Annotated in this window: 14 protein-coding genes; 9 read left to right on the top strand and 5 right to left on the bottom strand. The window is 73.5% G+C overall.

All coding sequences use genetic code 11. From position 1 onward, the window contains the following. Nucleotides 1-238: 238 nt before the first annotated feature. From ACYQ8Q_RS08235 to ACYQ8Q_RS08215, 5 genes are all read left to right on the top strand, one after another. The gene (locus ACYQ8Q_RS08235; protein ID WP_460063165.1) at nt 239-1393 is read left to right on the top strand and encodes a Gfo/Idh/MocA family protein; all 1155 of its coding nucleotides are present in this window, start codon (nt 239-241) and stop codon (nt 1391-1393) included. Next, nucleotides 1390-2319 (top strand): DUF6807 domain-containing protein, encoded by a 930-nt coding sequence (locus tag ACYQ8Q_RS08230; RefSeq protein ID WP_460063163.1) that lies wholly within the window; start codon nt 1390-1392, stop codon nt 2317-2319. Before ACYQ8Q_RS08235 ends, ACYQ8Q_RS08230 begins: the two co-directional genes overlap by 4 nt. Then, nucleotides 2313-3020: a cupin domain-containing protein gene (locus ACYQ8Q_RS08225; protein WP_460063161.1), complete on the top strand. Its 708-nt coding sequence runs from the start codon at nt 2313-2315 to the stop codon at nt 3018-3020. The genes ACYQ8Q_RS08230 and ACYQ8Q_RS08225 overlap by 7 nt, the downstream gene beginning before the upstream one ends. Nucleotides 3021-3049: 29 nt before the next feature. Beyond that, complete coding sequence (locus ACYQ8Q_RS08220; RefSeq protein ID WP_460063160.1) at nt 3050-3610, top strand: hypothetical protein; 561 nt, start codon at nt 3050-3052, stop codon at nt 3608-3610. 115 nt (nt 3611-3725) lie between these two features. Beyond that, a complete protein-coding gene (locus ACYQ8Q_RS08215; RefSeq protein WP_460063159.1) occupies nt 3726-4514 on the top strand; it encodes an alpha/beta fold hydrolase in 789 nt (262 codons plus the stop codon). A gap of 16 nt (nt 4515-4530) precedes the next feature. Here ACYQ8Q_RS08215 and ACYQ8Q_RS08210 read toward each other — a convergent pair whose 3' ends face one another. Continuing rightward, nucleotides 4531-5019, bottom strand: a complete 489-nt coding sequence (locus tag ACYQ8Q_RS08210) for a winged helix-turn-helix transcriptional regulator (RefSeq protein WP_460063156.1) — start codon at nt 5017-5019, stop codon at nt 4531-4533. A gap of 116 nt (nt 5020-5135) precedes the next feature. Here ACYQ8Q_RS08210 and ACYQ8Q_RS08205 point away from each other — a divergent pair, with 116 nt between their 5' ends. Continuing rightward, entirely contained in the window at nt 5136-6305 is a 1170-nt protein-coding gene (locus ACYQ8Q_RS08205) for a thiolase family protein (protein ID WP_460063154.1), read from the top strand. Nucleotides 6306-6334: 29 nt separating this feature from the next. Here the strand turns inward: ACYQ8Q_RS08205 and ACYQ8Q_RS08200 are convergent, their stop codons facing one another. Then, nucleotides 6335-7117: a TVP38/TMEM64 family protein gene (locus ACYQ8Q_RS08200; RefSeq protein ID WP_460063152.1), complete on the bottom strand. Its 783-nt coding sequence runs from the start codon at nt 7115-7117 to the stop codon at nt 6335-6337. Between the two features lie 49 nt (nt 7118-7166). On the opposite strand from ACYQ8Q_RS08200, the gene ACYQ8Q_RS08195 reads away from it, so the two are divergent. Continuing rightward, nucleotides 7167-7901 carry a DNA alkylation repair protein gene (locus tag ACYQ8Q_RS08195; protein ID WP_460063149.1) on the top strand — a complete coding sequence of 245 codons (735 nt, stop codon included), beginning with the start codon at nt 7167-7169 and terminating at the stop codon, nt 7899-7901. On the opposite strand, the gene ACYQ8Q_RS08190 is transcribed toward ACYQ8Q_RS08195, so the two are convergent. Further along, nucleotides 7898-8122: a hypothetical protein gene (locus ACYQ8Q_RS08190; protein WP_460063147.1), complete on the bottom strand. Its 225-nt coding sequence runs from the start codon at nt 8120-8122 to the stop codon at nt 7898-7900. The genes ACYQ8Q_RS08195 and ACYQ8Q_RS08190 overlap by 4 nt on opposite strands. 439 nt (nt 8123-8561) lie before the next feature. Here ACYQ8Q_RS08190 and tuf point away from each other — a divergent pair, with 439 nt between their 5' ends. Continuing rightward, on the top strand, nt 8562-9740 hold the full coding sequence (gene tuf, locus ACYQ8Q_RS08185) for an elongation factor Tu (RefSeq protein ID WP_460063145.1): 1179 nt from the start codon (nt 8562-8564) through the stop codon (nt 9738-9740). Nucleotides 9741-9848: 108 nt separating this feature from the next. Further along, nucleotides 9849-10640: a spermidine synthase gene (locus tag ACYQ8Q_RS08180; RefSeq protein ID WP_460073216.1), complete on the top strand. Its 792-nt coding sequence runs from the start codon at nt 9849-9851 to the stop codon at nt 10638-10640. Between the two features lie 12 nt (nt 10641-10652). On the opposite strand, the gene ACYQ8Q_RS08175 is transcribed toward ACYQ8Q_RS08180, so the two are convergent. After that, nucleotides 10653-11957, bottom strand: coding sequence for an MFS transporter (locus ACYQ8Q_RS08175; protein WP_460063144.1), 1305 nt, complete (start codon nt 11955-11957; stop codon nt 10653-10655). Nucleotides 11958-12044: 87 nt separating this feature from the next. Next, nucleotides 12045-13067, bottom strand: coding sequence for a hypothetical protein (locus ACYQ8Q_RS08170; protein WP_460063142.1), 1023 nt, complete (start codon nt 13065-13067; stop codon nt 12045-12047). Nucleotides 13068-13681 lie beyond the last annotated feature (614 nt).

The following is a 13681-nucleotide window of genomic DNA, read 5'->3' as shown; positions in this document are numbered from 1 at the left end:
CCGTCCCGCCGCACCCCTGCCTGCCCCACCCCGCCCCACCCGCGGCACCCGCCCCACCCCTCCCCGCCGTACCAGCCATCCCCTCCCCGGAGGCGTCCAAAGCCGCAGATGGTTGACCGGCCCCAGGGGCGCCGCATACGTTGCTGCCGAGCGGAAAGCGCTTGCTGAGCGTGCTTGCTGCTCCGTTGCCGCTCACCGGTCCTTCGGGCCGTACCTCGGAGGAGTGCTGATCACGCCCATGTCCCCCACCACACCGCTCTCCGGCCGTCCGGTCCGGGCCGCCGTCGTCGGGACCGGTGCCATCGGGCGCGGCTCCCATCTCTCGGCCCTCAAGCAGCTCGCCGCCGAGGGCGAGACCGAGGTGGTCGCGGCCGTTGACATCGATGCCGCGGCGGTCGAGGCGTTCTGCGCGGAGGGCGGGGTTCCGCACGCCTACACCGACCTGGAGAGGATGCTCGCCGAGCAGCGCCCCGATCTGGTGACCATCTGCACCCCGCCGACCCTGCACCGCGAGCAGAGCGTGGCCGCGCTGCGCGCCGGCGCCTGGGTGTGGTGCGAGAAGCCGCCGGTGCCGACCCTCGCCGACTACGACGCCGTCCAGGCCGAGGAGGGCGCCGAGCACGGGCCGTACTCCTCGATCGTCTTCCAGCACCGGTTCGGCTCCGGCACCCGGCACGTGAAGCGGCTTCTCGCCGACGGCGCCCTCGGGCGGCCGCTCGTCGCGCACTGCCAGACCACCTGGTACCGCGACACCGCCTACTACGCCGTGCCCTGGCGCGGCCGCTGGCAGACCGAGGGCGGCGGTCCCGCGATGGGCCACGGCATCCACCAGATGGATCTGCTGCTCGACATCCTCGGGCCGTGGAGCGAGGTGCGCGCCATGGCCGGGCGGCTGGTCCACGACGTGGAGACCGAGGACGTGTCGACGGCCCTGCTCCGGTTCGACAACGGTGCCATGGCGACGGTCGTCAACAGCGTCCTGAGCCCCGACGAGGTCAGCCGTATCCGTATCGACTGCGAGCGCGCCACCGTCGAGCTCACCCACCTCTACGGCCACTCCAACGCCGACTGGCGCATCACCCCGGCCCCCGACGCGACCGGCGACGAGGTGGCCGCCTGGCAGGACTTCGGCACGGACGTGCCCAGCTCGCACCTGGCGCAGCTGCGGGAGCTGGTCGCCAGCATGCGCGCCGGTGAGCGGCCGCGCAGCAGCGGCGCCGACGGGCGGACCAGCCTGGAGCTGATCACCGCGCTGTACAAGTCCGCCTTCACGGACACCACCGTCAGGCGCGGCGAGATCGGCCCCGGCGACCCGTACTACACGGCCCTGCACGGCGGTGCCCCAGGCTGGGCGCCCCGCACGGCCGCGGTGGACGTGGAGGTACCCGTATGAGCGGCGCCCTGCGTCTCGTGCACGCCCACGGCGACCGGATCACGGTGACCGACCCGGCCACCGGCGTCCAGCTGCTGGCCTACGTCTACCGGCCGGAGGCGGCCTGGGAGGCGCCCCGGCCGTATCTGCACCCGCTGCGCACCCTTGCCGGGGACGTCGTCACGGACTACCGGCCCAACGACCACCGCTGGCACAAGGGGCTGTCGCTGACCGCTTCGCACCTCTCCGGCGCGAATCTCTGGGGCGGCAATTCGTACGTCCACGGGGAGGGGTACGTCGCGATCCCCGAGCGCGTGGGCTCGATGACGCACGTCGGGTTCGACGAGGTCTCCGCAGGTGAGGGGCGGGCCGTGATCGCCGAGCGGCTGACCTGGCACCCGTACAGCGGCGAGCTGTGGGCCGAGGAGAGCCGGCGGATCGAGATCCACGACGTGGACGCCGAGTCCGGATCCTGGGCGCTGACCTGGACCAGCGCGATCAGCAACCGGCGCGAGGAGCCGCTGCGCTTCGGCAGCCCGACCACCGCCGGACGCGAGCTGGCCGGCTACACCGGCCTGTTCTGGCGCGGGCCGCGCGCCTTCCGCGACGGCCGGATCATCGGCCCCGACGGCGAGGGCCCCGGCCTCATGGCCTCGCAGAGCACCTGGCTCGCCCTCTCCGGCGAGCACGACGGCACCGACGGCCACGCCACCGTCGTCTTCGCGCACGCCCCCGAGAACGACCACGCGGGCGCGCACGGCGCCCACCCCGCGCACTGGTTCGTCCGTAACGAGCCCTTCGCGGGCATCGCCCCGTCCTGGTCCTTCTTCGACGAGCTGGAACTCGCCCCGGGCGACACCCTCACCCGCCGCTATCGCGTGGTCGTGGCCGACGGCGCCTGGGAGCGGGAGGAGATCGCCAAGTACCTGGACACCCACCCGTGGTGATCCCGTACGGCGGGCTGCCCGGCGGGGTCGCGCTCTCGCACCTGTGCGTGTACGACTGGCCGGCCGCCGACGGTCTGCGCGGCGGCACCCCCCATCTGCACCTGGCCTGTTCGGAGGGGTACGTCGTCACGGGCGGCCGGGGCGCGGTCCAGACGCTGACCGTGTCGGGGTACGAGGTCACGCCCCTCGCGCCCGGCACCGTCGCCTGGTTCACGCCGGGCACGATCCACCGGCTGGTCAACGAGGGCGATCTGCGCATCACCGTGCTGATGCAGAACAGCGGCCTCCCGGAGGCGGGCGACGCGGTCCTCACCCTGCCCCCGGAGTACCTGGCCGATCCGCGGGTGTACGCCGCCGCGACCACGATCCCGGCCGACGCCTCCGAGGAGGAGCAGGCCCGGATCGCCCTGGCCCGGCGCGACCTCGCCCTGGAGGGGTACCGCGCGCTGCGGGAGGCCCCCGAGGGGCTGGCCGCCTTCCACCGGGCCGCCGCCGCGCTCGTACGGCCCCGCATCGAGGAGTGGCGCGAACGCTGGCGGCGCGGTGCGCGGGCGGCGGCCGAGGCCACGGGGGAGCAGCTCGAGCGGCTGGCGCGGGGTGACGCCACCCACCTCGCCGACGCCGTCGTACGGGCCGAACAGCCCTCCCGGCACGGGAAGTTCGGGATGTGCGGTCGGTTGGACGTGTACCCGCAGGGCTGATGTCATCTCGCCGGTGCACCATGTCGGCCATGTGTCGTCCCACGACCGACTGGTCGACGCTCAGCCACGCCTCCGGGCCCGCGGACGTGGCCACGGGGCGGTCGGCCGGGGACCGCGTCGACGCGGTGTCGCCGGCCGGGTTCATCGTGGGCGAGGCCGAGCCGGAGGACCGGCGCCGGTTCGAGGACGAGATCGCCGAGCTGATCACGGTGTGCCGGGCGTGCACGGCGCGGGTTCCGGCCGACGACCCGAAGGAGTTCGTTCACTTCCTGCAGTTCCTGCTGGCCTTCGAGGGGGTGCCCTTCTGGGGAGCGGAACTGGAGCGGCTGCTGGAGGAGTTCGAGGCCGAGTGCCCGGAGTGCGAGGCCCTCACCGAGGTCATCGTGGGGGAGTACCCGGACGACTGCACGGCCGTGTTCCATCCGGCCGGCCCCGCCGCACTGACCGGCATCGGCGCCCGGCTGCACGCGATGGCCCTCCGGGCCGGGCAGGACGCGGTGGCCGAGTGGGTGTCCCGACTGTTCGGCCGGGTGACGTGCACCGAGTGCGACACGGCCTTCGACCTCGCGGAGAGCGCCACGCGGGCGTGAGGCTGCCCCGGAGGCGGGGCTCGCCGGAGGCGGGCCTTCTCCGGAGGCGGGTCTGTGTCGGAGGGGGGTCCGTTTCCCGGAGGCATCGCCCGGGGCCGGGTCCTAGCCTGGTGCCATGGCGGCGGTGCTGGTCGATGGCGTCGAGGTGGCCTATGCGCGGCGGGGGTATGGGCCGCCGCTCGTGTTCGTCCACGGGGCGGGGCTCGACGGGCGGATGTGGCGGCCGCAACTCGACGCCCTCGCCGACGCGTTCACGGTGGTCGCCTGGGACGAACCGGGCGCGGGGCGCTCCTCGGAGCTGCCGGCCGGTTTCGGGCTCGCGGACTTCGCGCACTGCCTCGCCGCGCTGATCCAGGATCTGGGGCTCGGCCCGGCCGCGGTCGCGGGGCTCTCCTGGGGCGGCACGGTCGTCCTGGAGCTGTACCGGCACCATCCGGACCTGGTCGGCGCGCTGATCCTGGCCGACACCTACGCGGGCTGGAAGGGGTCGCTGCCGCCCGAGGAGGTGGCGGCCCGCGTCGAGGGCGTCCGGCGGATGCTCGCGGTGCCGCCGGAGCGGTTCGATCCGACGATGCCGGGGCTGTTCGCCGGTGACCCGCCCGCCGCCTTCGTACCGCTGCTCGACGCGATGGCGCGGGACGTCCGGCCGGCGACGCTCCGCGCACAGCTCCCCCTGATGGCGGAGGCCGACCAGCGCGACCTGCTGCCCGCGATCGGCGTGCCGGTGCTGCTCGTGTGGGGCGAACGCGACGCGCGCTCACCCCTGGGAGTCGCCCGTGCCTTCCAGGAGGCCCTGCCCGACAGCGAACTGGTGGTGCTCCCGGGCGCGGGCCATCTCGCCAACCTGGAGACGCCGGAGCGCTTCAACCGGGCCGTGCGCGCGTTCTGCCACGCGCACCCGTGACGCGGCCCGCCGGACGCTATGCCGCCGTCGGGCCCGTCACCGTCCATCCCGGTGCCTGCGGATGGGCGGTGAGGTCCTCGTGGCGCACCACGTCGCCGCAGGCCGGGCAGGTGACCACGGGGAGCAGTTCATGGCCGCAGACGTGCTCGATCACCATCGGACGGCCGGCGTCCTCGCGGAGATGCCGGTCGCCCCAGGCCATCAGGGTCATCAGGACCGGCTCCAGCTCCAGCCCCGCCTGTGTGGGCCGGTACTCGAAGCGCTGCGGACGCTCGCTGTAGGCCTGCTTGGTGAGGATCCCGGCGTCGACGAGCCGGCGCAGCCGGGTGGCCAGGACGTCGCGCGGGGCGCCGATGTTGCGGACCAGCTGGTCGAAGCGGCCGTTGCCCAGGCAGACCTCCCGCAGCACGAGCAGCGAGTACTTCTCGCCGACGAGGGCGAGGGCGTCCGCGATCGAGCAGGGGCGCGGGTCTCTGGAGCTGCTGGAGCTGGGGGAGGCGGCCATGCCGATCAGTCTAGGGGAGGGTTGGAAAAGCAGACCCAAGTGAGTTGGATTTCCAAACTCACCGAGCTAGGGTGGGTCCGGATTTCCTACTCACCAGTAGTCGCGGAGGCCCGCCCATGCGTGACGCAGTCGTCGTCGAAGCCGTACGCACCCCGATCGGCAAGGGAAAGCCGAACGGTTCCCTCGCGCACGTCCACCCCGTCGAACTCCTCGCCCACACCCTGCGCACCCTCGTCGAGCGCTCCGGCGTCGACCCCGCGCTGATCGACGACGTCATCGGCGGCACCGTCGACCAGGTCGGCGAGCAGGCCATGAACACCACCCGCTACGCCGCCCTCTCGGCGGGCTTCCCGGAGACGGTCCCCGCGACCACCGTGGACCGCCAGTGCGGCTCCTCCCAGCAGGCCGTGCACTTCGCCGCGCAAGGCGTGCTGGCCGGCGCCTACGACCTCGTCGTCGCCTGCGGGGTCGAGTCGATGAGCCGGGTGCCGATGTGGTCCAACGTGCCGCCCGGCAAGGACCCCTTCGGCCCCGGGATCGCCGAGCGCTACCCCGACGGCCTCGTCCCGCAGGGCATCAGCGCCGAACTCATCGCCGCCAAGTGGTCGATCACCCGCGACCAGATGGACACCTTCGCCGCGACCTCCCACCACCGGGCCGCCGACGCCTGGCAGCGGGGCCTCTTCGACGCCGAGGTCGCCCCCCTCGACGGCGTCGCGCGCGACGAGAGCGTACGGCCCGGCACCACCCCCGAGATCCTCGCCGGACTCAAGTCGGCCTACCACGACCCGGCGTTCGCCGCCCGCTTCCCGCAGATCGAGTGGAACGTCACTGCGGGCAACGCCAGTCCCGTCAACGACGGCGCCTCCGCCGTGCTCATCACGTCCTCCGAGACCGCCGCCCGCCTCGGCCTGCGCCCGCTCGCCCGGCTGCACAGCTTCGCCGTCACCGGCTCCGACCCGCTGCTGATGCTCACCGGCGTGATCCCGGCGACCGACAAGGTGCTGCGCCGCGCCGGACTGCGCCTCGACGACATCGACCTCTTCGAGGTCAACGAGGCCTTCGCCGCCGTGGTCCTGGCCTGGCGTCAGGAGACCGGCGCCGACCTCGCCAAGGTCAACGTCCACGGCGGCGCGATCGCCCTCGGCCACCCGCTCGGCGCCAGCGGCACCCGCCTGACCACGACCCTCGTCCACGCCCTGCGCCAACGGGGCGCCCGCTACGGCCTCCAGACGATGTGCGAGGCCGGCGGACTGGCCAACGCCATGATCCTGGAAGCGGTGTAACGGCCCACCGGCGGGCGCGACCGCCGGGCCTACCGGCGGCGCAGGTGGTGGCGCTTGCGCCAGGCCATCACCGCGCCCGCCACCGTCGGCAGGGCGATCGAGGCCAGCGCGATCAGGAAGACCGGGGACGTCGGGGTCGAGGCCCGGGCGCCGGCGACGACGTACGCGGCCGTGTTCGGGATCGAGCCCAGCGCGGTCGCGACCAGGTACGGCGTCCAGCGCATCCTCGAGACGGCCGCCGCGTAGTTCACGCCCCAGAACGGCAGCCCCGGGAACAGCCGCGCCCCCAGCATCGACCGCATCCCGTGCCGGCTCAGCTGACCGTCCGCCGCCTTCAGCAACCGGCCGCGCAGCAGGGGCCGTAGCGCGTCCTGCCCCAGCACCCGGCCCAGGCCGAACGCGAGCCCCGCGCCCAGCACGGTGCCCGCCAGCGCCGCGCCGAGCCCGACGGCCGAGCCGAACACCGCCCCCGCCGCCAGGTTCAGCAACGGCCGCGGCACGAACGCCACCGTGCACAGCCCGTACGCCACCGCGAACACCACGGCGGCCGTCACCCCGCCCACCTGCGGCGGCCAGCCGTCCGCGAGGAGTCTCTGGGGCTCGAACAGCAGCACGCTCGAACCGGCCAGCGCGAGCAGGGCGACCAGCAGCGAGAACCGGGACCAGGGCGACAGCAGCACTCTGCCGAGGCGCGCCAGGGGACGAACGGGCGCGGTGGCGGTGACGAGGGGCACGGGAACGAGGAGCTCCGTGGCGGCGGCCCGGGGAGTGGCCGTGGCGGTGCCCCCAGAGCGGGTGGTGGCATCGAGCATCCCGCGACAGTAACCGACGGACATGTGTGATCGCCGTATGGTTCGTCTCATGACCGCCACCGGCCCGGGCGCCACCGGCGTACCGCACAGCGCCCTCGCCGACACCGTGCTGGAACGCCTCACCGCCGTGTACGCGGGCGCGGCCGACCCCGCCCGGGCCGCCGCCATGCGGGCGTACATGAAGGACGTGGCCCCCTTCCTGGGCCTGCCCACCCCCGAGCGCCGCGCCCTGTCCCGGACCGTCCTCGCGGGCACGCCCCGGCCCACCGAGGCCGACTGCACGGCCGTCGCCCTGCGCTGCTGGGCCCTGCCGGAGCGCGAGTACCACTACTTCGCCGTCGACTATCTGCGCCGGCACGCCGGACGCTGCTCGTCGGCGTTCCTCCCCGTCGCCCGCCGGCTGATCACCACGACCTCGTGGTGGGACACGGTCGACCTGCTCGCCGCGCATGTCGTCGGCGCCCTCGTCGAGGCCGACCCCCGGCTCACCGCCACCATGGACGACTGGATCGCCGACGACGACCTCTGGGTCGCCCGCACGGCCCTGCTCCACCAGCTCCGCTCCAAGGACCGCACCGACGCCGAGCGCCTCTTCGCCTACTGCCTGCGCCAGTCCGGCCACCCGGACTTCTTCATCCGCAAGGCGATCGGCTGGTGCCTGCGCGAGTACGCCAAGACCGACCCGGAGGCCGTCCGCGCCTTCCTCGCCCGTGAGCGGGGCCGCTTCGCCCCGCTGACGGTCCGTGAGGCACTGAGGAACATCGGCGCCACGGACCCGGCCTAGCCCGTGTGCCCCGCCGCGCCTTGACGGGTCTCGGTGAGGTGGCTGTCGATGTAGCGGGCGAGGATCAGTCCGTCCTGCGGGGCGTCGGCGTGGAAGGAGACACGGCGGAGCAGGGCGACATGGTCGAGCGCGATGCCCTCACGGGCGAGGACGAAGACGAGGGTCAGGAAGGCGGACCGGGCGTTGCCGTCCTCGAACGGGTGGAAGAAGCACGCTTCCACCCGCCCGGGAAGCGCGGCGGCCCGAGCCGCGAGCGCCTCGGGGTCGGGAGCGACGACGGGGGAGGCCTGACGACCTGGTTGCCGCGCTGGTCGTACCGCCTGGAGGCGAGAGTCCCTCAGGATCAAGGCGTCGGCCCTGGCCCGTGCCTCCTCCGGCAGCCGTTCCCACCCGAGTTCCCCCGCCCGAAAACCATTCGACGCCGAACGAACCATCGGCGAGGATCGGGACCATGTTCCGGTACGCCTTCGTCGTCGCAGCATTCGCCGTCGCGGATGCTCCGAAGGCTGCCGTTCCGCTGTACCCGGCCGCTTTCGACGGCGCCCGAAGCTGACCCTCCCCGGATCGTCCGGCGGACCCCGCAGGGGGAGGGTCGGCCGGTTCCCCCGGGGTCCCCTCTCCCATCGGAGATCTTCCACGCAGACGCTTCGAGGTACCGCCATGTCCAAGACCGCGTACGTACGCACCAAGCCGCATCTCAACATCGGCACCATGGGCCACGTCGACCACGGTAAGACCACCCTGACCGCCGCCATCACCAAGGTCCTCGCCGACCGCGGCGCCGGCAGCGCCACCGAATACGTTTCCTTCGACCGCATCGACCGCGCCCCCGAGGAGGCCGCCCGCGGCATCACCATCAACATCGCGCACGTCGAGTACGAGACCGACACCCGGCACTACGCGCACGTCGACATGCCGGGCCACGCCGACTACGTCAAGAACATGGTCACCGGCGCCGCGCAGCTCGACGGGGCGATCCTCGTCGTCTCCGCGCTCGACGGGATCATGCCGCAGACCGCCGAACACGTGCTGCTCGCCCGCCAGGTGGGCGTCGACCACATCGTCGTCGCGCTGACGATGGCCGACCGGGCCGACGACGAACTGGCCGAGCTCGTCGAGCTGGAGGTCCGCGACCTGCTCACCGCACACGGCTACGGAGGCGACGCCGCCCCCGTCGTACGGTTGTCTGGGCTGAAGGCCCTGGAGGGCGACCCGCGCTGGACGGCCTCGGTCGACGCGCTGCTCGACGCGGTGGACACGTACGTGCCGATGCCCGAGCGGTATCTGGACGCGCCGTTCCTGCTGTCCGTGGAGAACGTGCTCACCATCACCGGGCGCGGGACCGTCGTCACCGGAGCCGTCGAGCGGGGCACGGTCCGGGTGGGCGACCGGATCGATGTGCTCGGCGCCGGGCTGGAGTCCGTCGTCACCGGCCTGGAGACCTTCGGCAAGCCGATGGAGGAGGCCCAGGCCGGGGACAACGTGGCGCTGCTGCTGCGGGGCGTGCCACGGGACGCCGTACGGCGCGGGCACGTGGTGGCGGCACCGGGCAGCGTCGTGCCGCGACGGCGGTTCTCCGCGCAGGTGTACGTGCTCTCCGCCCGCGAGGGGGGCCGTACGACGGCGATCGCCACCGGCTACCGGCCGCAGTTCTACATCCGCACGGCGGACGTCGTGGGGGACGTGGATCTGGGGGCGGCGGGGGTCGCGCGGCCGGGGGAGCGGATCGACATGACCGTCGAGCTGGGGCGCGAGGTGCCCCTGGAGCCCGGGCTGGGTTTCGCGATCCGGGAGGGCGGACGGACCGTGGGGGCGGGCACGGTGACGGCCGTGCTGTGAGCGGAGCCTGACGCCCGGGCCCGTTCGGGGGCTCTGCCCGCCAGGCACAATGAACGGGTGGAGTCCCTACCCGTCAGCCGCGCCGTCGACCACGGCACCGCCAAGCTCATGCCCGACGTCGACCGGGAGCGGGCCTGGCTGCTGACGGTCGACGGGGCGCCGCAGTCGTACGTCGACCTCGACGAGCCGGAGCACCTCGAGTTCGAGTACGCGCGGCGGCTCGGGCATGTGCTCGACGTCATGGCGGAGCCCGGACGGCCCCTGGACGTGCTGCACCTCGGCGGCGGGGCGCTCACCCTGCCCCGGTACGTGGCCGCCACCCGGCCGGGCTCCCGGCAGGACGTCGTCGAGGCCGACCGGGGGCTGCTGGAGCTGGTCGTCGAGCAGATGCCGCTCCCGGCCGGCTCCGGCGTCGCGCTGCACCCGGCCGACGCCCGCGCCTGGCTGGAGGCGGCGCCCGGGGACTCGGCCGACGCGCTGGTGGCGGACGTCTTCGGCGGCTCCCGGGTCCCCGCGCACCTGACCTCCCTGGCCTACGCCCGGGAGGCCGGCCGGGTCCTGCGCGAGGACGGCGTCTACCTCGCCAACCTCGCCGATGCGGCGCCCTTCGGCTTCCTCCGCTCCCAACTGGCGAACTTCGCCGCCGTGTTCGAGGAACTCGTGCTCATCGCCGAGCCGGCCGTGCTGCGGGGCCGCCGGTTCGGCAACGCGGTCCTCGTCGCCGCGCACCACCCCGTCGACGTGACCGCCCTGGCCCGCCGCACCGCCTCGGACGCGTTCCCGGCCCGGGTGGAGCACGGGCCCGGAGTACGGCGGTTCATCGGCGACGCCCGCCCGGTGCGGGACGAGGACGCCGTACCGTCCCCCGAGCCGCCGGACGGCGCGTTCGGCATCGGCTGAGCCGGGCCGGCCTCAGCGCACCGGACTCCGGTCGCCCCCCGGTTCGCTGTCCACGGCCGCGCTCCCACCCGTCACCGGCCTCGCTCCCCGTCGGGTCAGGTTCCGCACGTCCGGCACACACAGCACCGCCGCCGTGACCACGACGACCAGGGCGGCACACCCCCACAGGGCGGCCGTACGGCCGAAGGCGGACTCGGCCGGTCCCGCGAGCGCCGTAGCGACCGGAACCATCGCCACCGAGCCGAACCAGTCGTAGGCACAGACACGGGAGAGCTTGTCCTCGGGGATCTCCTGGTGCAGCGCGGTCATCCAGGACACCCCGAACACCTCCAGCGTCACCCCGGTGGCGAACATCACCGCGCACAGGGCGCCGATCGGTACCGGGACGGCGAGGGCCGCGGAGGGGAGGGCCAGGGGGAAGACGCAGAGGGTGCCGACGAGGAGGAGGCGGTGGGGTTTCCAGCGGGTCATCAGGAAGGCTCCGACCACCGTGCCGGCGCCGAAGCAGCCCAGGGCCAGCCCCCAGGGGCCCGCCCCGCCCAGGTGGTCCCGGGCGACGAGGGGGCCGTAGACCGCGTCCGCCGCGCCCACGACGGCGTTCGCGAGGGAGAACTGCAGGACGATGCCCCACAGCCAGGGCCGGCTCCGGAACTCCTGCCAGCCCTCCCGAAGGTCGGCGAGCATCCCGCCGCCCGCCTCGCGCGCGGGAAGGTCCCGTACGTCGAGGAGGGAGCGCAGCGAGCCCGCGAGCGCGAAGGCGGCCGCGTCCGCCGCGAGGACCCAGCCGGGGCCGACCACGGCGACCAGCGCGCCACCGAGGGCGGCGCCGCCGAGGCCCGCGCCCTGCATCGCCATGCGGAACACCGCGAACGCCCGCCCGGCCTGCTCGCCCCGGACGGAGGAGAGCAGCATGCCCTCGGCCGCGGGCGAGAAGAACGCCTGGCCGGTTCCGCCCAGCGCGGTCAGCAGCATCATCTGCCAGAGCCGGGGCTCGCCGAGCAGCACGAGGGCCGCGAAGGCGCCCTGCGAGAGACCGTTCAGGGCGTTGGCGGCGACCATCACCCGGTGCCGGGGCAGCCGGTCGGCGACCGCGCCGCCGATCAGCAGGAACAGCACCAGCGGCAGGGTGCGGGCGGCGGCCACCAGCCCCACGTCACCGCCGTCGCCGCCCGACTCCAGGACGGCGAACGCGGCGGCGATGAGCGCGCCGTGGCTGCCCAGGTTCGTCACGAACGCGGCGGCGGTCAGCAAGCTGTAGTTGCGGCCAGCCCAGGCGGGTTTGCGCAGGCGGCGGGGGGTGTCGGCGGATGGGGTCACCGGCCGACTATCCCCGCCCGGCCCCCGGTGCGCCAAACGGATTGTCCGTCAGACGCACCCCGGAGGGTCCGGTCGCCGGTCGTCCGCTCAGTTCGCCGTCGGCTCCCCGTGCCAGCGCACGGTGCTCAGGATCTGCATGACCGTCGCCTTCGGGACCTCGTCCTTGACGCCCTTGGCGCCGAACCAGTTCCACGACACGTAGTCGCCCTTGGAGTTCTTGAAACCGAACGTGATCGCCTTGCCGTCGCTGTCGCACTTGCCCTTCTGGGGCGTGTTCGTCGACTGGGCCCAGGCGTAGCTGCCCTCGATGCCGGAGGCGGTGGTGAACGGCGTCGCCTTCTCGTCGAAGGTGAGGCTCTTCTTGTCCGGCTCGGTGTAGCCGCCGAAGACCCACCACGCCGGGGTGTTGACGGCGATCTCGTCGGTGTTCTTGGCGCCCTCGGCGCCCTTGGTGCCGACCATCGCCAGTGACGTGTAGTCGGTCTTGCCGTCCTTGTCGCTGTCCGTGCCGCACCACTTGGACTTGTACTCGGCCACCCCCGACATCAGGATCGAGCCGTAGCCGCTGGGCTCCTTCTTGTCCTCCCACTCGAAGCCGCGGCCGACGCCCGGCTTCTCGACCTCCCAGTCCGCCGGTACGTCGAAGGCGAGGCCCCACTTGGGGTTCACCACGACCTTCCAGCCCGAGATCGTCGCCTTCTCCTCCTCGTTGTCACGAGGGTTGTCGTCGGTGCCGGTGGATGCGGAGGCGGAGGTGGACGCGGACGCCGAGGGACTCTCGCTGCCCTTGGCCACCTCGCCCTTGCCGTCGTCCTTGGCGCCCAGCACCAGATAGCCGGTGACACCGGCGGCCACGACCACGGCCGTGGCGGCGATGATCGCGACCAGCTTCGTGCGGTTGCCGCCCCCGCCGCCGGGCGGGGGCTGGGGTCCGCCCACGGCCGTCGGGGCACCCCACGGGGGTTGCTGCGCATAGGGGTTCGGCTGCCCGGTCTGCTGATAGCCGGGCTGCTGGTACGGATTCGGCTGCTGGTATCCCGGCTGCTGGTACGGATTGTTCTGCGCCTGCGGGTTCTGCTCTCCCCCGGGCGGCTGGTTTCCTGGCCACATGGCCTGAAACCCTAGTGCCTCAACGGGGCCGTACCGCATCAGGAGCCGGACGGTTCGAAGACGCGCACGGTGCCCATGATCTTCCGGATGGTGGCGTCCGGAACCTCCTCGTCAACTCCGCTCGCACCGACGAACGACCACGAGCCCAGGTCCCCGTCCGACGTCTTGAAGGCGAAGGTGGTGGCCTTGCCGTCGGAGTCCCGGGGCGGTGGTGAAGGACGTCACCGGGCCGGTCGTGACCTTCCCGGAGCACGGCCGGGGCCTTCATCCCGACGAGCGGGGTGTCCTCCGGATCGTCGTCCTCCGCGACGTACGACACCCAACTCGTCGGCGTGGCGTCGGCCCCCGGGTCCGCCGAGGCGGAGGGGGCGGGGCCGGGCTCGTCGCTCCCGCCGGCCAGCAGGACGGCCCCCGTCACGACGGGGGCCACCAGCACCGCGCCGGTCGCGGCGGCCGCCACCGCCTTCGTCCAGGAGGCGCCGGAGGGCGGGGGTGCCGTGGACCCGGCCGGTGTGTTCCAGACCGGCTGCCGCCCCGGCGGGCCGGGCTGCGCGCAGGGGTTCGGCTGTTGGTGGCGGGGCTGTGTGTACGGGTTCGGCTGTGCGGGTCCGCCG

It is taken from the genome of Streptomyces sp. YKOK-I1 (assembly GCF_054660435.1).
The sequence above is the reverse complement of the archived record's forward strand: the minus strand, read 5'-3'. Positions and strand labels throughout refer to the sequence as shown.

Coding starts and splice junctions, on each gene's coding strand:
- ACYQ8Q_RS08235 (WP_460063165.1), top strand. CDS start 239: ATGTCCCCCACCACACCGCTCTCCGGCCGTCCGGTCCGGGCCGCCGTC.
- ACYQ8Q_RS08230 (WP_460063163.1), top strand. CDS start 1,390: ATGAGCGGCGCCCTGCGTCTCGTGCACGCCCACGGCGACCGGATCACG.
- ACYQ8Q_RS08220 (WP_460063160.1), top strand. CDS start 3,050: ATGTGTCGTCCCACGACCGACTGGTCGACGCTCAGCCACGCCTCCGGG.
- ACYQ8Q_RS08215 (WP_460063159.1), top strand. CDS start 3,726: ATGGCGGCGGTGCTGGTCGATGGCGTCGAGGTGGCCTATGCGCGGCGG.
- ACYQ8Q_RS08210 (WP_460063156.1), bottom strand. CDS start 5,019: ATGGCCGCCTCCCCCAGCTCCAGCAGCTCCAGAGACCCGCGCCCCTGC.
- ACYQ8Q_RS08205 (WP_460063154.1), top strand. CDS start 5,136: ATGCGTGACGCAGTCGTCGTCGAAGCCGTACGCACCCCGATCGGCAAG.
- ACYQ8Q_RS08200 (WP_460063152.1), bottom strand. CDS start 7,117: ATGCTCGATGCCACCACCCGCTCTGGGGGCACCGCCACGGCCACTCCC.
- ACYQ8Q_RS08195 (WP_460063149.1), top strand. CDS start 7,167: ATGACCGCCACCGGCCCGGGCGCCACCGGCGTACCGCACAGCGCCCTC.
- tuf (WP_460063145.1), top strand. CDS start 8,562: ATGTCCAAGACCGCGTACGTACGCACCAAGCCGCATCTCAACATCGGC.
- ACYQ8Q_RS08180 (WP_460073216.1), top strand. CDS start 9,849: ATGCCCGACGTCGACCGGGAGCGGGCCTGGCTGCTGACGGTCGACGGG.
- ACYQ8Q_RS08170 (WP_460063142.1), bottom strand. CDS start 13,067: ATGTGGCCAGGAAACCAGCCGCCCGGGGGAGAGCAGAACCCGCAGGCG.